This is a genomic window from Methanosarcina sp. Kolksee (genome assembly GCF_000969945.1).
In the GTDB taxonomy this organism is placed as follows: Archaea; Halobacteriota; Methanosarcinia; order Methanosarcinales; family Methanosarcinaceae; genus Methanosarcina; species Methanosarcina vacuolata.
This window is the reverse complement of the sequence record NZ_CP009524.1, coordinates 1,124,096-1,148,076: the sequence shown is the minus strand read 5'-3', so window position 1 is coordinate 1,148,076 and position 23,981 is coordinate 1,124,096. Positions and strand designations below refer to the sequence as shown.

Genomic DNA, 23,981 nt, shown 5'->3' with positions numbered 1-23,981 from the left:
CTTAATTTGAAAAAATAAAAGGTCAAACTTGGAAGTGTGGGATTTATTATTTAAAAATTGGATAATGAAATTCCTAAAACTTCCACCATTTCCTTTTTGCCTCTTCCATTTCTGTAACTTAAGGAAGCAGCTTAATGTTTAACCTGCTATTTTCCCGGATTAAGCTTTGAATATGAGCTGCCTGTTCGTGCATCTTCTCATTTTCTCTTCAAAAAGGAAAGTTTTTAATTTGGGAACCTCTGGAGATCTATATCCCATTAAATCTAGAGATTTAACAGGTTTTACGCTTCAACCTATAAATCCAGAACGCAGATAAATTCCCCGGACAACTGAAGGGCCCGGGGTATTATGATGCAAAAGATTCCGTTGGCTGTTTGGATGAGTTCTCCTCTTGCATCATTTTCTTCTGTTATTTTTATACCTTCGATAGCTTTATTGGTTATCTCGTTTGGGTGGTCTGGTTCAGGTCCTCTATATAGGTTCCAGCCCCAAGCCACCAGGTATCGTCGACTTTCTGGACGTAGCTCATTTTTGGTTCAAGGGTCATATTGCGGGCTGGGTTGTAGTAGTGGTAGAAGAGGAAGTCCCCTCCCTGCTGCGCCAGGAAGATCTCTACCCTGGTGTAATTTACCCCGTAGGGGTCCTGGAGTCCGGAAAGATCTGTTCCGATCAACTCAGGCTGATAGGGTAGTGCCAGAGTAGTTCCGTTATAATCGAAGGCATAGATGTAGAGACCATCGCGAATAAACGTCCCGTTCTGGTTATTGAACTCTGCGATAGCGGCGTCCTTTCCACTTTCATTGGCATAGTCTATAGCCTCCCCGACGAAAGATTTCAGTCTCTCTCTTATCTGGGGATCTGTCCCCACCGTTACGATTGACGAATTCTCAGATGAATTGTAAATTCCGGCCCCTATGATCCAGTTATCGTCTACCTTCATCACGTAGCTGAGTTTTTGTTTAACGGTGAAGTTCTCAGCAGGGTCTGCATAGAGATACCATACAAAACCTCCACCTGATTGCGCAGTGTCGATCAGGTTCTGGATATATAGGTTGCCGTTCGCGTCAGTAATGTTCCACCGGTTATTTCCGATTATCTCGGGCTGGAAAGGTAGAGCCAGCGTAGTGCCGTTTGTATCGTATGCGAAGATATAGAGTTCGCCGTCAACGAATTTGCCGGTCTGGTTGTTGAACTCACGAAGGGCAGCTTCCTTTCCGTGTATATGCGCATATTCAAAAGCTTTCTCGACAAATGCTACGAGCTCCTCAGGAGATGCAGAGGAGTTATTAACTGGCATTCCTTCTGACTGTTTTTCGCAGCGTTTGTAATTGCCGCTGCACACAATGTAGGATTTCCCGTCGCTTCCCTGAGTTAACCGGTAGTAAGTGGTCTTATAGTACAGGTTCATCTGGACTGGATGCATATAGATATAATCTACCCATCCAGTCCCGTTCTTTAGTGCTCCTTCTAATATTTCATCACGGAACGGTTTACCGGTAACATCTGTCTTACCCTTGAAATTCTTACCGACAACCTGAACATTATCTGCATGAGCGACGATGGTCAGATTCTCATCATACACGAAAGTATAAAGGGCCGGGTCCTTTGCGTCTCGGTACGGCGCTTCGCCTGCATTGATGCGCTGGAAAGTCTCGGAGGCATTTTTCTCGACTGCTGCAGAGGTTATATTTACGAGTTTCACTACCGCATCATCCGTAAATGTCTGCTGGGCGCATCCGGCTCCTAAATTCCTGTAGATGATCCGCTCATAATCACTGACTCCCTGTGCATCCTTCTGGTTTCGCACGTTTTCGAGGGTCTGCTGGAAAGCACTAACCAGTGTATCCGGGACATCCTTGCTGAAGATATAATATAGGTCGTTTTCGCTTAGAGTATATACGATCTCATAGGCATTGGGGTCAGCTGCGGTCTGTAGCATCTGATTCCTCCCGGCGAGATCCCCCGTTGCCCACAGGTCAATCTGGCTCTCTTCCAGCATACGGAGGAGATCTTCTGGGGTTTTGCCGTTGACAATCTGCGATGCAGTTACACCCTGGCTGGTGAGTAGGTTATTTTCGATTGAACCCTGTACCACCCCTATCCGGTACTGATTGAGATCTTCTGGAGAGGATATTGTAATATTGTTGCTTACCGGTGCATAAAGAACAAAACTTGCCTTGGTAAAAGGTCCTGCCCACTTATATAGAGGCTCACGTTCGGGTGTGCGAGCAATTGAAAAAAGCACGGTACTTGTGTTGTTCTGCGCGGTCTGGAAACCTTCTTCCAGGGGAACAATGCGGACATCTGCCCGTGAGAGGTTAACTCCTATGTTTTTGAAAACTGCCTCGAGTATTTCGACAGAGATCCCGGTGACATTTTCATCCTTCTGGTAATTGAAAGGTGCCCACTCTTCGGTCAGATAATTGAGCTGAGAAAGGCCGATCGATGGGATATACTTCCCGAGGATCCGCTCATAAGTGCTAATGCCTGTGGCGTCTTTCTCCTGTTTAACGGCATCGAGGGCCTGCTGGAAAGACATAACAGTTGAATCCGAAGTGTTCTTGTTGAATACATAGTAGCCCTCCCGGTCCGGTAATGTATAAACAACTCTGAACGAGTACGAATTTCCGGTAACCTGTTCGGTGATGTACCGGCCCGCAGCCTCCGGGTAAGCCCACAGATCGATCTCGCCGTTATCGAGTTTTTCGACAATTACGGATGCATTCGTCTCCTGCACTAGCTGGCTTTCATTCACACCGGCATCGAGCAGCTGCTGAACAGCGATATCGTCGACGATTACTCCAATCCTGTACCTGTTCAGATCTTCAGGTCTCTCTATTGTTATTCCCCTATCCGGCCTGGCGAAAAGGACATTGGTATACGTATAGATGGGTCCTACCCATTTGAAAGACTGCTCACGTTCAGGAACTCTCACGGTAGTAAAGAGTACGGTATTGTTCTGTGTGAGAACAGTCTTATATCCCTCAGTCCAGGGAACGAGTTTTATCTCTTCCCGTGTCACTTTTTTTCCCATCTTCTCGGTGACCGCTTCAAGGAGATCAACGGAAATTCCTTTTAGCGTACCGTTGTCCATATAGTTATAGGGCGGTAGCTGTTCTGTGTAGTATGTCAAGTTTAACATCGTGATGTTATTCTGGTCTGCGGATACAGCTTCACTTTCCGGAAGACATCCGGCTGTTGGAAGCAACGCTCCGAGCAACATTGCAATAAGAATAAGATATATGTAGTGTAGAGATAGCGACATGAAAAGAGTCTATAATCCACATATAAAAATAATACTGAAATGTCTCCATAATTTGCAAAGGATCTTCCTTTGAGAAGATACAATGGAGAACGAAGTGTGCAATATCCCTCAAACACTGATTTTTCTTAAAAAAATATCCATTAAATTATATACTTAAACTACTATACGTTTCTGTATATCAATTTATATCCTAGTGTATCGATTCTCAAATAAGTACATAATAAGAAAACGCACATGATATTCTTTGAATAACATGCACAAACAATGAAAATGCTTGCAGATGGCAGCATTTTCATGCTAAATAATTACGGCTTACGACTCAAATATTATGTTAAAGTCACATGGAATTCTGTAACACGGAAAACACAACCAGTCGCAGAGTGATTCTATCTGGATATTACAACCACGGAAAACACGGAAAGCACGGAAGAAACACGCCTTTACTACTGATTTCCGTGTTTTCTGTGCTTTCAGTGGTTTTCAAAAAATTTATTCCTGACATACTTTGGAATCAATGCACTAGATTCAGCAGGTCGACATAAGGAATTTGAATATTATTCTTGATATCGTTTTTGAACATTTGATAAATATACCTGAGATTTAAAGCTGGTTAACGTGTGGCTCAAATCTCACTACATATATAAGCACTGAATCATTTTTCCATTAAAGTTTAGTATGAGAGATTATGTTTGGATCATATGTAAACCTCACAACTGCACACAATAAGGGATCATCATTTCAAAATCGCCATTAGCAAAAATAATCAAAAATGAAATGTCAACCTGCCGAATCTAGGTCATATCATCCTTGGAAATTGACAGAAAAAGCGATTGACCAGGCGAAAGGCTTTACCTGCAGGGAGTCAAAGGGATAGAAGATAATCCGGGCAGTTGTCTGTAAAATTCTTCCCAATTATTATACACTTGGGCCAGTAGGACTTTGTTATCATTGTCGGCTTCTTATACGGTGGAGCAATGGTAAAGCTCCTGTCTGAAGTCGGAATGGAGTACGGTAAGTACTGAGGTTCTCACCGAAATTCCTTCCTAGCTGATATATCGAGAGGCAGCGGAAATCTTACAGGAGTCTGGGATGTATTAAATTGATCAAAAGATAATGAAAGCCAGATTCATATGCTGGACAATATTCCGATCCGTTTTTGGAATTGCCTTTTCTTAGTTCTTCCCCTTTCGCAGGTTTTATTCTCTTTTTACCAAACTTATTCTTCTTTTACCGAATTTAGTCTCTTTTCACAGCTTTCATAATCGCTGCTCCTTCCTGGCTCTCAACCTCTACTGCGAAGCCAACGTCTTCGAAAAGCTCTTGCCATCCGGTTTTCGAGAGTTGAGGTCCGTGGTGGTGGTGTTCTGCAAGCGGCTCAACTGCTATTAACAGGCCGCCGTTTTTAAGCACTCTCTTGATCTCGAACAGGGCAAATTTGATGTCTTCGAGGTGGTGAAGCATTAAAAAGCAGGTAGCTGCATCAATCAAGCCGGCTTCAAAAGGAAGGGCATAAGCGCTTCCAGTCCTGAATTTTACATTCGGCACGCCAAGGACATCGGCATTCATCTGCGACTGGCCTGTAAGAGAATCATGGAGATCAATTCCGTAAACTTTCGAATCGGGATTGTTTCTTGCAAGCTCTATGGTAAGGCTTCCAAAGCCGCTTCCAATATCGAGGATCGTTTCTCCTTTTATGTCAGGAAGTACAGAAGGAAGCACTTTTGCCCGAACACGGGCCATGCGGTCTTCAGGAAATGTTGCTCTCTTTGCTTTTTCTGCATCTATTGTCATAAAAGGAAGGATAGCATAGACTTTTGACCCGTTGACTGCCATAAGTCCTCTTACGTAAATTCTGTCAGTATCGGTTACGATACGTTCAACAACCGAAACTCCGGCATCCCTGCAAAAACGCATATTCCATTCTTCTCTTTTCTCAGGGAACCGGATATTCAGGGCAGTATGGACTATGATATAATGAGAATACTCCGGCTTGAAATAATCTGAAATGGATTCAGGTTCATTCAGGCAAATTTCACTGATGCTGTCTCTGAAAAGGGAAAGAATTTGCAGAGCAGTCTCATCAGCCTCGCTTTTTACAATTCCAATTTCTCCGAACATACCTCTAAATTTGCTTTCGCTAGATAAAAGCTCTCTGACAGAAATGTTTGAAAACAGAAAAAAGGAACTCATACCAGATACCCAGGCTTTCTGTTTTAACATACAGCAACAGGATCGGAAATCAAAAAACTGATACTAGACCCTCTGATTAAAGAAAAAAGCCCCTTTCACTTTAGTGTTTTCTGGACATAACTGCTTAAATATCCAATACCTAGATAGGTAAATTTAAATACCAAGAAATCGGATACAAGACACCTATTGGTGGTCGTGATGAAATATATAATTGCAATGATAAGGCCGGAAAGACTCGATGCAGTCAAAAGAGAGCTTCAGAAACTTGAGGTAAATAGACTGACAGTATCATCGGTCGCCGGTTATGGTGCGCAAAAGGGGCATTTAGAGATTTACAGGGCAACTGAGCACGAAGCAAATCTTCTTGAAAAAGTGAAGATCGAAATTGCAGTGGAAGATCAGTTCCTGCAATCAGTTATTGAAGCAATAACTGTCGGAGCAAAAGGCACTGACGGTTACATCGGAAGCGGCAAGATATTTGTGCTTCCTTTAGAGAATGTAATACGGATTCGGACAAGCGAAACCGGACCAGACGCTCTATGAGGGGATGAACATGGCTATTGAAGCAGCAGACACGGTATGGGTACTAATCTCGTCTGCACTTGTATTGTTAATGCTTCCCGGACTTGCGCTGTTCTATGGAGGGCTTGTCCAGCGTAAAAACGTTCTGAGCAGCATGATGCACTCATTTGTTGCGATGGGCGTCATGGCTCTGGAATGGGTATTAATAGGTTACTCGCTTGCATTTGCAGACGGCAACTGGTTTGTGGGTGGCCTTGGACATGCATTCCTGAAAGGGATAGATGTATACTCAGTAACCGGTACAATTCCGACTTATGCATATGTTGCATTTCAGGGAATGTTTGCAATAATTACACCTGCTCTGATTTCGGGTGCAATTGTAGGACGTGTGAAGTTTAAATCTTATATTGCATTTATTGCCCTCTGGGGAATTATCGTATATGCACCTGTTTGCCACTGGGTCTGGGGCGGCGGATTCCTAACAGGGAAAGCTCTCGACTTTGCGGGCGGCACTGTTGTGCACATAACTTCAGGTATTTCCTCACTTGCAATTCTTACATACCTTGGCAAGAGGCGTGGTTTTGGAGTAGATCCACTAAAGCCGCACAACGTTACTCTGACGCTTCTTGGAACCGGGCTTCTCTGGTTCGGGTGGTTTGGGTTTAACGCAGGTTCTTCACTTGCTGCAAACGAGATCGCATCCCTTGCATTCATTACAACGCTTGTAGCTCCAGCAGCTGCGGGATTCGTCTGGATGGCCCTTGAATGGCGCCACTTAGGATATCCAACGGCCCTGGGATTTGCAACAGGGGTTCTAGCAGGACTTGTTGCAATAACTCCAAGTGCAGGCTTTGTTACGCCAATGGCAGCAATTCCTATAGGTGTGATCACAAGTTTCGTATGCTACAACGCTGTAGGACTCAAAGAAAGGCTTGGATATGATGACTCGCTGGATGCTTTTGGAGTACACGGCGTGGGTGGAATAGTAGGTGCACTTCTGGTAGGTGTATTTGCAAGTGTAGGAGGGACTGGCCTCCTTCTTGGGAATTCCAGCCAAATGTTAATCCAGCTTCAAGGAGTTGTCGTCACAATTGTTTATGCAGCTGCAGGTACCCTCCTTATTGGATTCATACTTAACAAGACTATAGGGCTTAAAGTCAGCGAAAGTGAAGAAAACATCGGACTTGACAAAACGCAGCATGGTGAAGTTGCATATAACATTTGAGCACAGACTTTGAGTACAGATTTTGAGTACAAGCAAAACTTTACTGTACTTTTTTAATTTTTCTGTGACCCTTGAACATTAGGAAAAATCGATACAAGCATACAATCAAGAGTAAGATCCCAAAGATGAAAGTATAAAGGAATAGCAAGACCAAAATCTGATTAACTTCCAGAATTCGTGATATCTCTAAAAATTAAAGTAAAAGTGTGGCAAGAACAAGACCTGAATTCAAAAACGTGAATTTTTGAAGAAAACTCCGTTTTATGGATAGAGAGATGTTTCCATGAAACTGCCGTTTTCTTTTGTTATCATCCCAAATCGTTTTGTTATCATCCCAAATCGTTTTGTTATCATCCCAAATCGTTTTGTTATCATCCCAAATCGTTTTGTTATCATCCCAAATCGTTTTGTTATCATCCCAAATCGTTTTGTTATCATCCAAGATCGTTTTGTTATCATCCAAGATCGTTTTTTCGGAATATCTTGTATTCTTGCTTTTCTTCAATGATAAATCCCGTCTTTAATCGTGATTTCTCTCATCATTACCTGAAAATTCAATTTCGTGTAATCTGAAATGGAAATTTATATGTATAAGAAACTAGGAAAAAGGTAAGATCTTTGAGATTTCCTAGTTATTGTATAAATATAGATGGGATGATAATATGTTAAATACTGGTTCGACAGGCTTTATGCTGCTTGCGACAAGTCTTGTGATGCTAATGACTCCTGGTCTGGCATTCTTCTACGGAGGACTTTCCTGTAAGCGGAATATTTTAGGAATTATGATGCAAAGCTTTGTTTCGATGGGATTGACGACTGTTTTATGGTTTCTCATCGGTTATTCCCTGTGCTTCAGCGGGGGAGAAGGTGCAATCATAGGAAACCTGGACAAAATGCTTTTACACGGGATTACCCCAACTACAATAATAAAAGATATGGGGTTCCCGGAAATTGTATTCGTAGCTTACCAGATGATGTTTGCAATTATAACCCCGGCTCTGATTACGGGAGCATTTGCAAACCGGGTTACTTTTAAGGCTTATCTTATTTTCCTTGTTCTCTGGCAGCTTTTTGTCTACTATCCTTTCGTTCACATGGTCTGGGGAGGCGGTCTGCTCGCACAGATGGGAGTTCTTGATTTCGCAGGCGGAATCGTTGTCCATGCTACAGCTGGCTTTGCAGCTCTTGCTTCGGTCTTTTACGTAGGCTCAAGAAAGTACAATAAAATAACAAAACCAAACAATGTTCCGTTAATGGCTATCGGAACTGCTCTTCTGTGGTTTGGATGGTACGGCTTTAACGCTGGAAGCGAACTCAATGTAGATGGGATTACCTCACTTGCGTTCCTGAACAGTGACATTGCAGCCTCTTTTGCAGCAATCACGTGGATGACAATGGAATGGTATAAGGAAGGAAAACCAAAATTCGTGGGGCTTATGACAGGAGCAGTTGCAGGCCTTGCAACAATTACTCCTGCAGCAGGTCTTGTTTCTTTGCCTGTGGCTGCACTAATGGGAATCCTCGGATCAGTTGTCTGTTACTTTGCCGTGCATCTTAAAAACAAGATGGAATGGGATGACGCTCTTGATGTATGGGGTGTCCATGGAATTGGAGGAGTTACAGGCACAATTCTACTTGGAGTCTTTGCCTCGGCGGCTATAAACCCGGTAGGAGCCAATGGACTGCTTTACGGCGGCACAGCATTCTTTATTAAAGAAGTTGTGGTTGTTGCAGCTACTTCAGTCTATGCATTTGTGTTTACCTACATTATGTTGATGTTAATAAACATAGTAACTCCGGTCAAGGTTACGGATGAAGAACAGCTTATAGGCCTGGATATTTCTATGCACGGAGAATGTGCCTACGACACTATTCACTGAGAAAAACAGGTTATTCAATTAACGAAAAAGTTAGGGGTCCTCTCTGACTCTTTTATCTTTTCCTTTTCCTTTTCACCCGTTCAGGATTATCCCCTTTTAACAGAAATCCTTAATCAGGGATTTTTCAAGTAGGAAATTAACAAATAAAGGCTCTGAAAGGAGGATATATATTAAAAACCAGATACCCAGATAGAACTTATTTTGAAATCGAGATTTTCATCGGTTGTTTTCTATGAATAATTGTTTTTTTATAAATATCTTCTTCGAAGAATTATTTTCTTTGAATGGCTTCTTTGAATAATTGTTTTGTTTGAATATCTTCTTCGAATAATTGTTTTCTTTGAGTATTTTTTCCTGGAATAGTATTTTTCAGAACAGTATTTTTCTCAGAATATTTCTTTCTTTAAACAATTTTGGCTCTTCGCTATTTTCTATGGATAAGATGATTTTCAATTCAAGAACGCATTGGTTTTTATGCAGACATTAGGAAGATATCCACACAAAACAACGAAGACCCACAATTTTTCCTCAGAACAGTTGTTTCCTTACCATTGTTATAGCTAGAATCATCGAGAAAAACAATGTCATAATGAAAATGATCACAAACGCATGGGGGTTATTCTCGAAAGGGACATCAACATTCATTCCAAAAAAACTTGCAACCATTGTTGGGACCGACAGAACGATTGTTACTGAAGTCAGGAATTTCATGACAATGTTTAAGTTGTTGGAAATAACCGAGGCATATGCATCCATTGTTCCGGTCAGGATATTGCTATAAATATTTGCCATTTCAATCGCCTGCTTATTTTCTACAATAACATCTTCGAGAAGATCCGTATCGTCAGGATACATCTTAACAGGAGTGGATTTAAGGATTTTCTCAAGGACTATTTCATTACTTTTTAAAGATGTAGAAAAATATACAAGGCTTTTTTCAAGCTCAAGAAGCTGGATTAATTCTTTATTTTTCAGGGATTTATGCAATTTGGATTCAATCTTATCACTTGCTTTATCGATATGCCTGAGATATTGAAGATATAACTTTGAGTTTCTATACAGGATCTGTAAAAGAAAACGTGTTTTTTTGAACGTATAAAAGGATTTTATTCTCTGGTCGATAAAACTATTAATAACGTAGTTCTCCTGAAGAGATACCGTTACGATGTTTTTGTTGTTAATTATAATTCCAAGGGGAATTGTATAAAAAATTCCCCCCTCCTGCAGGTTAGCATTCGGTACAGGTATATCTATTAATACAACAGTACAACCTTCGTCAACCTCAATTCTGGAGCGTTCCTCTTCATCAAGTGCAGCTTTAAGATGTGCAGCAGGAATATTCAGGTATTTTGAAATTGAAAGAATTTCCTGCTCGTTTGGATTTACAAGATTAATCCATGCACCGTCTTCAACCTGGTCAAGAGTTGTCAGTCCGGAATCTGTCGATTTAAATATCTTAAGCATGGATGTTCCTCTCCCTGTTGGCAGTATAGAAGTTACATTCACTCAAAAATGAGAATAAGATTTACTGGGCTTCAAGCAGAACTCTTATCTATAAATATATTTTCATAATAAATATTTATGGAAGGTTTAAGTACTGTACTAAACTTTTTCTATCCTCTATATTACTTGTCAACGAGGGATGTAGAACATTATCAGCACACCTGCAAGTGCGATCAATGCCCCTATTATTTCATATTTGTCGGGGTTTTTCTTGTCTATCAGAGCTCCCCAGATAAGGGATGAAACAATGAAGATTCCTCCGTAGGCAGCATAAACCCTTCCGAAGTGTGCAGGCTGAAAAGTTGGAATTATCCCGTAGATTGCTAATGTCAGACCTCCAAGCAGCCCAAATACTGCCCTTTTATTCTCCCTCAACCAAAGCCAGACTAGATACCCTCCTCCTATTTCAAAAAGTGCAGCCAGAAAAAACAGAACAAGAGATTCTACTGAGTCAATCACTTCTTATCATCCCCTCTTGGCCAGTAGTAAATGATTGACACTCCAATAAGAATAACCAGGGAGCCTATAAGATCATAAGTATCTGGAGGAATTTTGTCGAAGATCCAGCCCCATAAAAGGGACATGACAACGAAAATGCCACCATAGGTTGCATATATTCTGTGGAAATAAGAGCGCTGAAAAGTAGGCACGACTCCATATAAAAATAAAATAACTGCTCCTGAAAGTGCGAAAATCAGTCCTCTGCCTTCACGCAGCCACATCCACATAAGGTATCCTCCTCCTATCTCGAAAATACCTGCAAGGATAAACAGGAGAATAGTATACATAAAGCACTTCTTTCTGGACATACCCTCGGATTCAATTCCAACCATGTTCTTCAAACATTAAAAGAAATATATATAATACACTGATTTTGAATCGCTCCGGATTTAATTTAAATATTGATCAGGTTGGAATCTAATTCAAATTATTTTGAAATAGGTAATTTTATATAGGTTACTTCAAACATATTTGAAATAAATTTTGAGGTGAACACAATGAAAATCGAAATACTCGGTACAGGATGTTCAAAATGCAACAAAACAAAAGAAATAGCAGAGAAAGCTGTAAAGGAAACAGGTGTAGATGCTGAAATTGTCAAGGTAGAGGATTTCGATAAAATTCTAGGATATGGAGTTATGGTCACTCCTGCTCTTGTAATTGACGGAGATGTTAAAGTCGCAGGTAAAGTTCCAAGCGTCGATGATATCAAAAAATGGATTAAAAAATAAATCTGTTGAAATGGACTGAAGCATTAGCCCAGAACTAAAAAATTAGAGTTGCTTTTAGATAAATCCAGGATTATAGTTACTTTCAGATAATTCCAGCATTAAAGTTACTTTCAGACAATTCCAGTATTATATTACTTTCAGATAATTCCAGTATTACATTACTTTCAGATAATTCCAGTATTAAAGTTACTTTCAGATAAATCCAGTACTAAAGTTACTTTCAGATAAATCCAGTATTAAAGTTATTTTCAGATAATTCCAGTATTATAGTTACTTTCAGATAATTCCAGTATTAAAGTACTTTAAGATAAATCCAAGGTCAGTGTGAAAAACATGTCAGAAGAAACAAAATGTGCATGCGGCTCGGCAAATGTGGCAATTTTCCCATGTGTGGGAGCAGCAAATGTCGGTCAACTATCAAACAGAATCGCAATCGAACTTGAAAAGCAGGGTATAGGAAATCTTATGTGCACTGCAGGAATCGGTGCAAGAGCTCCGGGACTTATGAAATCTGCCGAAGCTTCTGATCGTATTATCGCAATTAACGGTTGTCCTGTAAACTGCGCCAGCAAGACCCTTGAACTTGCAGGGTTTAACGTTGATAGGCATATCGTGATTTCAGAACTTGGGATCAAGAAAAGCAAGGAAAAAGATCTCAAAGACCAGGAAGTGGCAGATACTCTTGGAAAAGTCCTGGAAATCCTTCAATCCGAGTGATTTCCCATTTTAATCTTTTATGTCTTAATTTGAAGTCTTTCCCAATAACTCTGTAAAAAACTGCTCTGCACAAAATTGAGGACAAAAATTTAAGCTTGTTTAAAGGTTTTTTAACCTTTTTATGACTGTTTTCTACCACTAAAACTTATTGGTGTTAATTTAGATGTTAATTTAGATGTTAATTTAGATGTTAATTTAGATGCTAATTTAGGTGTTAATTTATCCATTTTAACCGGTTTTAATGACCGGTTTATCTTTATTATTCAGGAAACAGAGCCAGCAGGGTTGGAGGGAGTTATAAAGTGAAGAAAAGTGAAAGTAAATTGCAATGTATCTGAAAATGGATTCATTTGCAGCAGTCGCATCTGCTACACGAAGGAAGAAGATTCTTGTTGCTGCTTTCCACTTCCCAGCATTCAAAACAGAGCTTTATTGTGCCAAGTTTCCTGTGCTTTACTCTAAGAAGTGAGGATTCATCCTTCCCGCAAATAGAGCATTTAGCCATACTTGAAACCCTCGATTAGTGCATTTACAATTAAACTTTGATAACGTTTGAGCTTTTAATTATTGTTTCGTGCCAGTATTGAATGTTGGTGTGACAATGTCTCAATCTAATTTCACTCTAATTCATATATTATATTTACTAAAGCGATAAATATATATCTTGTAATAATTATATAAATATATATTGATATAATACCGATGTGTAAATTACAAAAAAAGTGTGAATAACTGGAAGAAGGAACCCAAAATGGTCGATATATTTTACCCTCTTCAATGGATTGCAGACAAAGTAACATACGAGGTTTTTGGGATTGCACCTGATACACGCCTTGCAGCGAGTGTTAACTTCGTTATTTATGATGTAATGAAAATTTTCGTGCTGCTTGCAGTGATGATTTTTTTTATTTCTTATCTCAGGACCTATATTACTCCTGAAAGAACCCGAAAAATACTTGGAAACAAAAAAGGGATTAAGTATCACTTTCTTGCGTCTCTTCTCGGAACAGTAACTCCTTTTTGCTCGTGTTCATCCGTTCCGATTTTTATTGGGTTTGTAGAGGCAGGCGTACCTCTTGGAATTACTTTTTCCTTTCTGATAACCTCGCCTCTTGTAAATGAAGCTGCAGTTGCTGCTCTCTGGGCAACGCTCGGCCTTAAAGCAACATTGATCTATATAATATCAGGAGTTATACTGGGAGTTCTTGGAGGTACTTTAATTGGCCTCCTTAAGCTGGAGAGGTACGTAGAGGACTTTGTTTATAAGATAAAAGTAGGACAGCAGAATGCAAAACCCGAAGAGTTGACGGTAAAGGAACGAGTAAATATTGCCTTTGAAAACGTAAAAGACATCGTAGGAAGGGTATGGATCTATGTAATCATAGGCGTTAGCATAGGAGGTATTTTCCACGGATATGCACCTGAGGGTATTTTAGAGAAATATGCAGGCAAGGACAACCTGCTTGCGGTGCCGATTGCCGTTCTGATCGGAGTTCCACTGTACTCAAATGTTATGGCAATGATTCCTATCGTAGAAAGCCTGATTGGAAAAGGTCTTCCCATAGGAACTTCTCTTGCGTTCCTCATGTCCGTTACAGCCGTTTCCCTGCCTGAAATGATTATCCTTAAAAAGGTGCTGAAAAAAGAGCTAATAGCAATCTTTGTCTCAATCGTAGCAATTTCGATAATCTTTACAGGATATCTATTCAATATACTGTTGTAATCAGCACTTAGGCTCCTTTCTTCCTATCTTTTTACTTTATTTGTTTTAGAAGCATTTCTGAAATAAGCTATCAAATTCTTCTCTATATTCGTAGTATAATAATACATCCTAGCTTCGGCAGGTTAACGCAACTAGAGATATATATTTTCATATTCCTCCCCCATGAGCCTCAATATTTTCCAGTGAATTTCTTCCATATTCAGTATTTCTGACTTTGCTTTCCCTTTTTTCTGCGTTATAAGTTCTGTAATTCCCTGAAACTTGAAAAATATCCATCTCATTGTTGGTTTTTTTGTTGGTTTCCCTTTTTGATCTGGAACCGTTTCATTTTCTTCTTCTAACTTTGTCCTTAATTTCCATTCTGCAATTGCATAAATCATTAAGCAGAGAACCATTATCATTGTCAACGCTTCAATTCTTGATTTATTCTTGAGATACACCTTCGATATGCTAAAGGTATCACTTTTCAAAAATCTGAATCCTTTTTCTACTTTATCCTGTCCTTTGTAATACTTCAGCATCTCTTCAGGAGAAAGACGGATATCATTACTTGCAAGAATGAAAAGTCCCATTTTTTCCATTTCTTTTAAAACAAAAGCATCATTAACCTTTATAATTCCATCAATCCTGTAACATGTCTTCAATTTTTCATCTTTAGAAATTCTGCCTCTTTTACCTGGTTCCCGTTTTTTAATGGTTTTCAAATCTACTTTTTCAAAAAGAACAGAAGGGAAATCTGCAATCCATTTTTCTGCTGCTTTTAATGCATCTTCTTCACAGAAAAAGTCATCTCCTGCCAGTTTTTTAAGCGACTTTTCTGCTTTTTCAAGCTCTTTTTCAAGCTTTCTTCTGAGAGTCACCTCTTTTTTTTCTTTCATTTTATGGGAGAGTAACAAAACCCACTTTTGTTTAACTCCACCATATTCCACAAAGGTTTGATAAAATAAGTATCTCGCGTCGCTTTTCAACGTTTTCAGGTTTAGATTTGCATTTAGCAGTTCCTTTGCCTCATTAATTGTTGCAGGAACACGACTGATCCAGAATGACTTTCCTATGTTCTTGATATTATTGTCAGTGTAAAAAGAACTATCAGCTACATAGTACACTTTGCGTTCAGGGTTTAAAGCTGATTTGAGAGACTTGATTGCTTCCAGAATTGTGCTTTTGTCTGAAGCATTTCCTGAATGGGTGTTCATGAAAAGTGGTATCCCATGCTGATTAACAATCAAACTCAAAACAAATTGTTTGAGGTCCCATCTTCCGTTTTTGGGAATTCCGAAAGTAATATCAATAGACTCAGTTTCTTCATCTTCATAATCGCCATAAACGCTGACACTTGTAGTGTCAGCGTGTAAACAATGGACAGGAATAGGTAGACGAGCCATAATGTGAAGAGTGATTTCAGTAAACAGTTTTGTAGGACCATACTTTACGATTCTGTCAAGAGTTTCTCCAATAGCATATTGATTCAGGTCTTCTCGTGTGACGCTGTCTCCAAAAAGTCTTCCTATAGAAATAGTCCTGAAATAATCAGGAAAAAGATACAGACGTTGCCCTATGAAACCAAGACCATTGAGTACCATGGCAAGGATACAAACGGAGTGAGGAACTTTGTGATCTCGTTCTTTAGGAAGTTTCTCATCGATCAATTTGTCAACTTCAAGCTCTCGGAAAACTCCAGCAATGAGACCAAGGTGACCTAAGAAGCTTGTACGTTTTATTGAGGATTCAACTCTTCTACTGTTGTTTTTATCTGCCATGGAAGATCAAGAAAAGAGATAGGAAAATTAATTATATTAAATTATATGTTTACCTGCCGAAGCTAGGATACATGTATTATTACAGTGTAATTATCCCTCTCTATATTACAGTGTAATTATCCATGTATTACATTGTAACTATCCATGTATTACATTGTAACTATCCATGTATTACATTGTAATTATCCATTTATTACAGTATAATTATCCAATTATTACAGTTCAATTTTCTCTTTCCGTACATAATGCAATTCATTTAAAAAACATATTCAAATTATTATAAAAAATATAAGAAAATTAATATATTAGAAATATCAAGATTAATATAAATAGAAAGTTAAAATCACTTTCTTTAAATATCACCTTGTTATATTAATTATTGTAATAATTTGATATTATTATTTGTCGTTTATTTTGATGTTTTAATTTAAAACTGTGATTTTCACAGGTAATTCGATAAATGAGTTTCAGGAGCAATAAAAAAGTAAATTAAAATCAGTATGTTTAAATATAGCTTTGTTCATGCTAATTTATACTACTTAAGTAGTACTGGAACTCTTTGGTAGTATCTATTGGCACTCAATAATTTTCATAACGAGAATGTAAACGAGAAAAAAAACAATATTTGGGGGCTATTTTGTCCATTATTCTCGTTAGTAATATAAAAGTAAAAAGAAAATCACTATCTTTAAATATGCCTTTGTTATATTAAGAATTGGCAACATGTCGAATTTATATCGACATTATTCACAGATTATTATTTCTTGTAATTTTGATATAAGAATACTATAATATTTGTGGAATATTAGTCCATATTCTTATATACTCAGGAATTGCGCAGTTGAATGGGAAATCAATATACTAAGTCATTCGGGTATATAGAAAATAGGTTATAAAAACGTCCCAAATATTGGATTCTGTTTTTCAGCTGCATAAATTCTAGCATTATAAGTTGAGAATAACAGATCGGAGGATTAATAGATCGGAGGATACGCTGTATGATAGAAAACACCGTTATGCTATTAATTATAGTACCCCTACTGTTTTCGTTATTATTTGTAGCCCTTCCCAAATCGCTATACAAGTACTTGGCTTGGGCTTTTTTCATAATTGGAGTAGTTTTATCAGTTAGTTTGGTATTAGGCGGTACTGGAGTAGTTTCGGTTGAAGAACCAAATTTCGCAATGTTTGAAAACATTGTCCTTGTACTCGAAGTAGTGGTAATACTATTTATTCTTGCTATATCAGCAAAATATAAAAACTGGCCTACACTTGGACTTGGAATAATTTCAGCAGCCTTATTTGCTTACACTTATGCCAATGTTCCAGGTGCTGAAAGTGCTTCTTTTAATATTGATCAATTGTCTCAGCTCATGATATTAATTGTGAATATAGTCGGTACAGCGATTATATTATTCGCAACTGGATACATGGATCAGTATGAAGAGCACAGACATCTTAATAGGCAAAGGATATTTTACTTTACAATGAGCTTCTTCCTGGCAGCCATGAATGGTCTGGTAATGTCTGACACATTAGGCTGGCTATATCTTTTCTGGGAACTAACAACTCTGTGTTCATTTGTGTTGATCTCATATAACATGGATGAAGAAGGAATAAACAACGGTTTCAGGGCTCTGGCCTTAAACCTGGTTGGCGGAGTTGCTATGTCTGTAGGCATAATTCTGCTTGCAACTAAATATGATATAAGTTCCCTTACCGGAATTGCAACTTACGCTGGAACTGATGCAGTAGCGCTGGCCGCTTTAGCCCTTCCTGTTGCTTTACTCTGTATTGGAGGCTTTGCGAAATCTGCTCAGATGCCCTTCCATAGCTGGCTCTTAGGTGCAATGGTAGCTCCCACACCTGTTTCTGCTTTACTGCACTCAAGCACGATGGTAAATGCCGGTGTGTTTTTAATTGTCAAGCTTGTACCAGCTTTTGCTAATACCTCCCTCGGAACAGCTATTGCAGTTTATGGTAGCTTTACCTTCGTTATCTGCTCAGCTTTAGCCTTATCTCAAAGGAATGCTAAAAGAGTGCTTGCTTATTCAACTATTGCAAATTTAGGATTAATTATCGCAAGCGCCGGGATAGGCACACCTCTGGCTGTAGCTGCTTCGATGATGCTTATTCTGTTCCACGCTATATCAAAAGGTCTCTTATTCCTGTGCACTGGTGAAATTGAGCACACCATAGGAAGCAGAGATATAGAGGACATGTCAGGATTAATAAATAAGGCTCCTCTTCTCACATCCATTGCAGCTCTGGGAATGGTGTCCATGCTGTTACCTCCTTTCGGAGTATTGCTCACAAAATGGGTATCAATGGAAGCTGCTTCAAACAACCCTGTTGTGATAGTATTCCTAGTACTTGGAAGTGCACTCACTACAGTTTATTACTCTAAGTGGCTTGGAACAATCTTATCATCCAGCATGGATAAAAATGCAGTTCCCCATAAAAAACTGGAAACATATTTCCCACTATCAGTTCTTGGATTATCCATAATAGGTACAAGTATCTTTATATTTTCAATATATGATTACTTCATTAAACCCCAGGTCGCAATTCTACTCGGAAATGCTCCTAATGTTACAGGACAGGCTGGGCAATTTGCCTCTGAAGTAGGGGCCTTTACTTACGCAGCAATATTCGCAGTGCTTGCTCTGGCTATTCTGATATATCTTGCTACCAAAAACATGTTTACTCCTCGTATGTCTAGCTACTATATGTGTGGAGAAAACAACCTTGAAAGGGACAGATTAATGTTCAGAAATGGACTTTGCAGCTACGAAAAAAGCAGCGTTTCCAACATATATCTCCAGAATATTTTTGGAGAAAGTAAACTTACAACATTAGGATATGCAATTTCCATAATTCTGATTGTAATTGCATTAGCAGGAGGAGTAGGATTATGAATGAGATTCTAACAATTATTCTTGTCTTAATTGTTGCTCCTATCATCGGCTGTTTAGCCTCAGGAGTAGACAGGAAAATCACTGCAAGACTGCAGGGTAGAGTAGGTCCTCCTCTTTTGCAGCCATACTATGATGTTAAGAAGCTCCTCAGCAAAGACAACATGGTTGTAAATTCATCTCAAAACTTTTACGTAATCGTGTACCTCGTCTTTATCATTTTGAGTCTTTTTATGTTAGTTTTCAAACAAGACTTTCTGATGATAATATTCGTCTACACAGTAGCTTCGGTAGCTCTAATTGTAGGAGGAATGAGCACTGGTTCTCCGTACGCTAGAGTAGGAAGTTCAAGAGAAATAATGGCCATACTGTCCTATGAACCAGTTTTAATTTTATATGCTCTTGCAATCTACTTGCTTACCGGCACTTTCAAACTATCTGCGCTGTTAGATGCGTCATCCCCTCTGCTAATGTATACGCCTCTTATATTCATAGCAATGATAGTTGTCCTAAATATAAAATTGAAAAAGTCTCCCTTTGACTACTCAACCTCTCACCATGGTCACCAGGAGCTGGTTAAAGGTATGACAACCGAATATGGAGGGCCAGGGTTTGCCACCATCGAGATTGCACACTTCTATGAATACGTGTTTTTAACAGGACTCATATTCTTATTCTGGGCATCAAACCCAATAATAGGTGTGCTTTTAGGCATCATTGCTTACTTGCTTATAATTGTTATAGATAACATTACTGCAAGAGTATACTGGCAGTGGATGCTCAAACTGAGCTGGACAGTCCTGCTAATAATTTCGATTGTGAACATAGCATTCCTGTACGTTAGCGGAGTCAAATTAGCTTAAAAAGAGGGACACTTATGAGTTTGGCAAAATCCCCATGGATCATACATGTAAACGTGAACAGTTGCAATGGCTGTGATATTGAAGTAGTGGCCTGTCTTACTCCTCTATATGATGCTGAAAGATTTGGTGTTTTAAACATCGGCACTCCCAAGCAAGCTGATATAATGGTGGTTACAGGCTCAGTGAATTATAAAAATGTAAATGTACTTAAAAATCTCTATAACCAGATTCCAGATCCAAAAGTTGTCTTAGCTGTAGGCGCCTGTGCATCTACAGGTGGGATCTTCCATAACTGCTATAATGTAATAGGCGGAGTGGATCAGGTTATACCTGTAGATGCATACGTTCCCGGATGCTGCCCAAGGCCGGAAGCCATACTTGACGGTGTAGTAGCAGCACTTTCAATACTCGAAGAGAAGAAGAAAGGGAATATCAAAGGAAAAGAAGTCAAACTGAAAGGAAGCGAGGTGCCATCGAATGCTTGATAATACCATAGAAGCCACAGAAATTAAAAGCAGTGGAGAGCTGCTAAAAGCTGTTGAGGGTTTAAAAAGTGATGGTTATCGATATTCTACGATGATATGCCTGAAAGCTAACGAAGGTCACGATTTGATATATATCTTTGAGAAAGATAATAAATTAAAAAATCTAAGATACTTTGTGAAACCAGGTGAGAAACCCAAGAGTGTATCAGGAATCTATCTATGTGCACTTTTGATCGAAAATGAGTACCAGGATCTCTTCGGATTGACTTTCGAAGGTTTAGCAATAGACTACAAGGGCCATCTTTACCTGACACCAAACAGTCCAAAAGCTCCATTGGCCTAAAGCAATTTGAGAGGAGAATCACATGACAACCGTAATACCGTTTGGTCCTCAACATCCCGTTTTACCCGAACCAGTATCGTTAAAACTTGAAATTGATAACGATGTTGTTGTTGGAGTACTTCCCTCACTCGGCTACGTTCATAGAGGGCTTGAGAAATTCATAGATACAAAGGACTATAACCAAACTACCTATATTTGTGAGAGAATATGTGGAATATGCAGTGCCCTTCATGGTATAACTTATACAAGAGCAGTTGAAAAGTTATTCGATGTCGAAATCCCTGAAAGAGCACAGTATATAAGAGTTATAGTTGGTGAACTCAACAGAGTTCATAGTCACCTCCTTTGGCTGGGCTTGTTTGCCGATGGTTTTGGATTTGAAAGTCTCTTTTATGAATGCTGGAAGTACAGAGAGGCAGTATTAGATGTACTGGAGAGAATCACTGGAAACAGAGTTATACATTCAATATCCAAAGTTGGAGGAGTTTCCAGAGACTTAACTAAAGAACAAATTGATATGACTCTGAAAATGCTCGATGCAGTGGAATCCCAGGTCAAAGACATTGAAAAAGTGTTCGTAAATAATTACACCGTTAAGCAGAGACTTGTAGGGTTAGCTACAATGTCAAAACAACTCGCATACGAGGCTGGAACAGCTGGTCCTACACTCAGAGGAAGTGGAAATGCTGTTGACGTCAGAGAGACAGCAGACTGGGATATCTATAAAGATCTCGGTTTTAAGCCAGTCGTTGAAAAAGACGGAGATTGTTACGCCCGGACTAAAGTAAGAATTACTGAGCTATACGAGTCTATTAAATTGATAAGGAATGCGATCTCCAAGCTGCCTAATGGTGAGGTTGCGATACCCATAAAGGGCTTCCCTACCGGCGAAGCAATTATGAGAACAGAGCAACCCAGAGGTGAAGTTGTATATTATGTGAAAGGTAATGGTACTAAAAATCTTGAAAGGCTTAAAATAAGGACACCTACCTTTGCAAACATACCTTCACTGCTACTTATGTTGCCCGGCGTTAAACTCGCTGATGTACCTATAGTTGTACTTACTATAGATCCATGCATTAGTTGTACTGAGAGATAAAATGGGTGATCACAATGGGTATGTTAAACCTTGTTCTAACAAATATTTCTCGTAAACCTCCTACCAGACTTTACCCCTTCGAGATAAGGGAACCTTTTAAGGAGTTCAAAGGAAGAATTGTTTTCAATCCTGAAAACTGTATTCTCTGCGGGCTATGTCAAAAGAAATGCCCACCTGATGCAATAACAGTTACTAAGGCCGATAAAACATGGGAACTCAGTGTATTTAGATGCATTATGTGCACTGAATGCGTTAATGGATGCCCAAAAGATTGTATATCAATCTCTAACGAAAGAGCAAAGACTGGTGCTAAGGAATTTATTAAGGTAGTGGTTCCAATAGTGGACAAGCCAAAAGCTCCAAAAGCAGAAACTCCAAAAGCAGCGTCTTCAAAATGAGAACTTAATTTTTAAATTAATTCTTTTTTGATACTGCTTTTTTATTTTTTTCAAATTTTATGCCTGAAAAACAATACTGAATGTTCTCCGGTCTAAATTTGGCAGTTCGGGAATCCTTTAGGGGGATTTCCCAAAAGCCATTCAGGCAGAAAAAGCGTTTTTCTCTTGATTTCTGTTTTTCTCTTGCTTTAATAGCCAGCTGTTGTAAATGTAGCATGTCAATGGACTCGGCAATTTCCTGTTTACTGGATCCGTGGATAAGAGTCCTTTGTGAGTGGACATCAAGACAAAACTCGCAGCGCATAAGGACTAAAGAAGCGACTACAATCAATCTCTTGCTCTTGCAATCAACACGCCATTCTCAACTATAATATTCGAGTTAGGTTTTTGATAAGCAAAAATGACATAAAAACTCTTAATTAGAAAGCTTAGTTTTTTGCTTTCCTTAAAGCGGTGGATCCCGTTCCTGCCTGATCCAGGCCATAGGAATGTCTGCTTCCAGTTCTCCACTTTTTCCTGAAATCCGTTTTTCAAGTCTGCCTTCAGCCCTGAAACTAAATTTCTTGTAAAACCTTATAGCTTTTTGATTGCTTTCCTTTGTAATGAGTTCAATCCTGAGAATCTCGGGATGTTTTAATTCAATTTCCTGCAAGAGGGTTTGAAAGAGTAATGATCCTATTCCTTTATCCTGATAATCGGGGTGCACGGCTATTGTAAGGTCGCTGAAAAGATGTGAAAAAACCCTTATACCCGGGCTGCAGGTATGAACTTCCGCGATCAGGGCTTCAGGGTTTGAAGGGTCTTCAATTGTCAGAATAATTCCTGTCTCATGGCATCTCTCGATGAAATTTCGGACATAAGCTTCAGTGACCTCATCGGCATGTCTTGCAATTCCACCCGAGCGGGCTGCAACAGTCTTATAAAGCACCATAATTTTATGCAGATCCGAAAGTTCGGCTCCTCTTACACTGTATTCCAGTTGCATTTTACCCATCACCCATTTTAAGAAAAAATCAACATGACAATATTAAAACATATCCTTATAAGTGCCAGGGCCTAAATTTCAAGGGTGGCAGGCAGTCCCAAACTTGTTGGAAGATGTTATGAGAGAGCAAAAAAGAAAGCTTTTTCTGGAGAAGTAGAGAATGAAAAAGCAGTAAAGAAGCTGATTGAGAAAGGAGTCCTGAGTTTAATCAGGACAAACTCTAAAGACATATGCCCTCCGTGAGTTACTCCCAAAGAAAATCCAGAAAACACATTATAGAGCCAGAAAAATTAGTTAAACGTTAAACTTTTATTCTTTTCTCTTAGATGTTAATAATGAAAAAAGGCAAATATTAATCGGAGATGAGCTGGCTGATGAATGGAGTTCCTTTTTCCAATAAAGGGCCGGAAACTAATTTTGATAAACAATGGGCTTTTGAAATTGCTTACTTTACTCAGCATATAGGGACTGATCTCAGGAACCTCGGGGATCTTCTGGATGAAAGGGATTATGTTGAATCCCGTTTCCTGGTCTCAGAAATGAAACAGAGAGCAGAGTATGAAAAAACTGTTCAGCCCGATTTCAGAACTTCGCATGGACTTGTAAAAGCCCGCAAGCTGTTCAACAGCTTTCTGGATGAGTGCGTTAACTTTGCCGAGCTTTTGAGGATCACAACAATACAGGAAGAAACCGGGTGTGAAGAAGTACTGGACAAACCCGAACAGATAAGGAATTCTATCGAGAGGCTGAACCTTCTTAAAGAAATGTTAACCGATGAGCTTTGTTTTCACGGCTGGTATTACTGAACAGACGGTATCTGAAAATTTTTCCGTCTTGTGATTACTGCTTTATACCTGCATTAGCCACTACTTTACC

General features: G+C 39.2%; 23 protein-coding genes and 1 pseudogene. 14 read left to right on the top strand and 10 right to left on the bottom strand.

Features of this window, described 5'->3' with window-relative positions; genetic code table 11:
* Positions 1–439: 439 nt before the first annotated feature.
* Positions 440–3,208, bottom strand: a complete 2,769-nt coding sequence (locus tag MSKOL_RS04915) for a cache domain-containing protein (protein ID WP_231592451.1) — start codon at positions 3,206–3,208, stop codon at positions 440–442.
* 1,293 nt (positions 3,209–4,501) lie between these two features.
* On the bottom strand, positions 4,502–5,383 hold the full coding sequence (locus MSKOL_RS04910) for a class I SAM-dependent methyltransferase (protein ID WP_048158158.1): 882 nt from the start codon (positions 5,381–5,383) through the stop codon (positions 4,502–4,504).
* Positions 5,384–5,653: 270 nt separating this feature from the next.
* Here MSKOL_RS04910 and MSKOL_RS04905 point away from each other — a divergent pair, with 270 nt between their 5' ends.
* Both MSKOL_RS04905 and MSKOL_RS04900 read left to right on the top strand, forming a co-directional pair.
* Complete coding sequence (locus MSKOL_RS04905) at positions 5,654–5,998, top strand: P-II family nitrogen regulator (RefSeq protein WP_048118812.1); 345 nt, start codon at positions 5,654–5,656, stop codon at positions 5,996–5,998.
* Between the two features lie 10 nt (positions 5,999–6,008).
* A complete protein-coding gene (locus MSKOL_RS04900; protein WP_048118809.1) occupies positions 6,009–7,202 on the top strand; it encodes an ammonium transporter in 1,194 nt (397 codons plus the stop codon).
* A gap of 193 nt (positions 7,203–7,395) precedes the next feature.
* Here the strand turns inward: MSKOL_RS04900 and MSKOL_RS04895 are convergent, their stop codons facing one another.
* On the bottom strand, positions 7,396–7,665 hold the full coding sequence (locus MSKOL_RS04895; protein WP_156150970.1) for a hypothetical protein: 270 nt from the start codon (positions 7,663–7,665) through the stop codon (positions 7,396–7,398).
* Positions 7,666–7,864: 199 nt separating this feature from the next.
* Here MSKOL_RS04895 and MSKOL_RS04890 point away from each other — a divergent pair, with 199 nt between their 5' ends.
* Positions 7,865–9,082 carry an ammonium transporter gene (locus MSKOL_RS04890; protein ID WP_048118803.1) on the top strand — a complete coding sequence of 406 codons (1,218 nt, stop codon included), beginning with the start codon at positions 7,865–7,867 and terminating at the stop codon, positions 9,080–9,082.
* A gap of 528 nt (positions 9,083–9,610) precedes the next feature.
* Here the strand turns inward: MSKOL_RS04890 and MSKOL_RS04885 are convergent.
* From MSKOL_RS04885 to MSKOL_RS04875, 3 genes are all read right to left on the bottom strand, one after another.
* Positions 9,611–10,546 carry a magnesium transporter CorA family protein gene (locus tag MSKOL_RS04885; protein ID WP_048154047.1) on the bottom strand — a complete coding sequence of 312 codons (936 nt, stop codon included), beginning with the start codon at positions 10,544–10,546 and terminating at the stop codon, positions 9,611–9,613.
* Positions 10,547–10,714: 168 nt separating this feature from the next.
* Positions 10,715–11,044 carry a YnfA family protein gene (locus MSKOL_RS04880; RefSeq protein WP_197078835.1) on the bottom strand — a complete coding sequence of 110 codons (330 nt, stop codon included), beginning with the start codon at positions 11,042–11,044 and terminating at the stop codon, positions 10,715–10,717.
* Positions 11,041–11,418, bottom strand: coding sequence for a YnfA family protein (locus MSKOL_RS04875; RefSeq protein WP_197078834.1), 378 nt, complete (start codon positions 11,416–11,418; stop codon positions 11,041–11,043). Before MSKOL_RS04875 ends, MSKOL_RS04880 begins: the two co-directional genes overlap by 4 nt.
* 165 nt (positions 11,419–11,583) lie before the next feature.
* On the opposite strand from MSKOL_RS04875, the gene MSKOL_RS04870 reads away from it, so the two are divergent.
* Together MSKOL_RS04870 and MSKOL_RS04865 are read left to right on the top strand one after the other, a co-directional pair.
* A complete protein-coding gene (locus MSKOL_RS04870; RefSeq protein ID WP_048154044.1) occupies positions 11,584–11,817 on the top strand; it encodes a thioredoxin family protein in 234 nt (77 codons plus the stop codon).
* Positions 11,818–12,150: 333 nt separating this feature from the next.
* Complete coding sequence (locus MSKOL_RS04865) at positions 12,151–12,534, top strand: putative zinc-binding protein (protein ID WP_048118792.1); 384 nt, start codon at positions 12,151–12,153, stop codon at positions 12,532–12,534.
* Between the two features lie 346 nt (positions 12,535–12,880).
* Here MSKOL_RS04865 and MSKOL_RS20650 read toward each other — a convergent pair whose 3' ends face one another.
* Positions 12,881–13,039: a hypothetical protein gene (locus MSKOL_RS20650; RefSeq protein WP_197078833.1), complete on the bottom strand. Its 159-nt coding sequence runs from the start codon at positions 13,037–13,039 to the stop codon at positions 12,881–12,883.
* A 246-nt stretch (positions 13,040–13,285) separates the two neighbouring features.
* Between MSKOL_RS20650 and MSKOL_RS04855 the strand changes: the two genes are divergently transcribed.
* Positions 13,286–14,257 carry a permease gene (locus tag MSKOL_RS04855; RefSeq protein WP_052725346.1) on the top strand — a complete coding sequence of 324 codons (972 nt, stop codon included), beginning with the start codon at positions 13,286–13,288 and terminating at the stop codon, positions 14,255–14,257.
* Between the two features lie 131 nt (positions 14,258–14,388).
* Here MSKOL_RS04855 and MSKOL_RS04850 read toward each other — a convergent pair whose 3' ends face one another.
* Positions 14,389–16,017 carry an IS1634 family transposase gene (locus MSKOL_RS04850; protein ID WP_048154039.1) on the bottom strand — a complete coding sequence of 543 codons (1,629 nt, stop codon included), beginning with the start codon at positions 16,015–16,017 and terminating at the stop codon, positions 14,389–14,391.
* A gap of 998 nt (positions 16,018–17,015) precedes the next feature.
* On the opposite strand from MSKOL_RS04850, the gene MSKOL_RS04845 reads away from it, so the two are divergent.
* The 6 genes from MSKOL_RS04845 to MSKOL_RS04820 are packed head-to-tail and all read left to right on the top strand — an operon-like array spanning position 17,016 to position 22,120.
* Positions 17,016–18,935 (top strand): NADH-quinone oxidoreductase subunit L, encoded by a 1,920-nt coding sequence (locus MSKOL_RS04845; RefSeq protein WP_048154036.1) that lies wholly within the window; start codon positions 17,016–17,018, stop codon positions 18,933–18,935.
* Positions 18,932–19,795: a respiratory chain complex I subunit 1 family protein gene (locus MSKOL_RS04840; RefSeq protein ID WP_048118787.1), complete on the top strand. Its 864-nt coding sequence runs from the start codon at positions 18,932–18,934 to the stop codon at positions 19,793–19,795. The genes MSKOL_RS04845 and MSKOL_RS04840 overlap by 4 nt, the downstream gene beginning before the upstream one ends.
* A 14-nt stretch (positions 19,796–19,809) precedes the next feature.
* On the top strand, positions 19,810–20,280 hold the full coding sequence (locus MSKOL_RS04835) for an NADH-quinone oxidoreductase subunit B family protein (protein WP_048154033.1): 471 nt from the start codon (positions 19,810–19,812) through the stop codon (positions 20,278–20,280).
* The gene (locus tag MSKOL_RS04830; RefSeq protein WP_048154030.1) at positions 20,273–20,623 is read left to right on the top strand and encodes an NADH-quinone oxidoreductase subunit C; all 351 of its coding nucleotides are present in this window, start codon (positions 20,273–20,275) and stop codon (positions 20,621–20,623) included. The genes MSKOL_RS04835 and MSKOL_RS04830 overlap by 8 nt, the downstream gene beginning before the upstream one ends.
* A 22-nt stretch (positions 20,624–20,645) precedes the next feature.
* Positions 20,646–21,722, top strand: a complete 1,077-nt coding sequence (locus MSKOL_RS04825; protein WP_048154028.1) for a nickel-dependent hydrogenase large subunit — start codon at positions 20,646–20,648, stop codon at positions 21,720–21,722.
* A 14-nt stretch (positions 21,723–21,736) separates the two neighbouring features.
* Positions 21,737–22,120 (top strand): 4Fe-4S binding protein, encoded by a 384-nt coding sequence (locus tag MSKOL_RS04820; RefSeq protein WP_048154025.1) that lies wholly within the window; start codon positions 21,737–21,739, stop codon positions 22,118–22,120.
* A gap of 16 nt (positions 22,121–22,136) precedes the next feature.
* On the opposite strand, the pseudogene MSKOL_RS04815 reads toward MSKOL_RS04820, so the two are convergent.
* Both MSKOL_RS04815 and MSKOL_RS04810 read right to left on the bottom strand, forming a co-directional pair.
* Positions 22,137–22,454 (bottom strand): annotated as a pseudogene (locus MSKOL_RS04815) (carboxymuconolactone decarboxylase family protein); the annotation flags it as partial.
* Positions 22,455–22,565: 111 nt separating this feature from the next.
* A complete protein-coding gene (locus MSKOL_RS04810; protein ID WP_048154019.1) occupies positions 22,566–23,105 on the bottom strand; it encodes a GNAT family N-acetyltransferase in 540 nt (179 codons plus the stop codon).
* Between the two features lie 84 nt (positions 23,106–23,189).
* Here MSKOL_RS04810 and MSKOL_RS19810 point away from each other — a divergent pair, with 84 nt between their 5' ends.
* Positions 23,190–23,348: a hypothetical protein gene (locus tag MSKOL_RS19810; RefSeq protein WP_156150968.1), complete on the top strand. Its 159-nt coding sequence runs from the start codon at positions 23,190–23,192 to the stop codon at positions 23,346–23,348.
* Between the two features lie 119 nt (positions 23,349–23,467).
* Positions 23,468–23,911: a hypothetical protein gene (locus tag MSKOL_RS04805; protein ID WP_231592449.1), complete on the top strand. Its 444-nt coding sequence runs from the start codon at positions 23,468–23,470 to the stop codon at positions 23,909–23,911.
* Positions 23,912–23,981 lie beyond the last annotated feature (70 nt).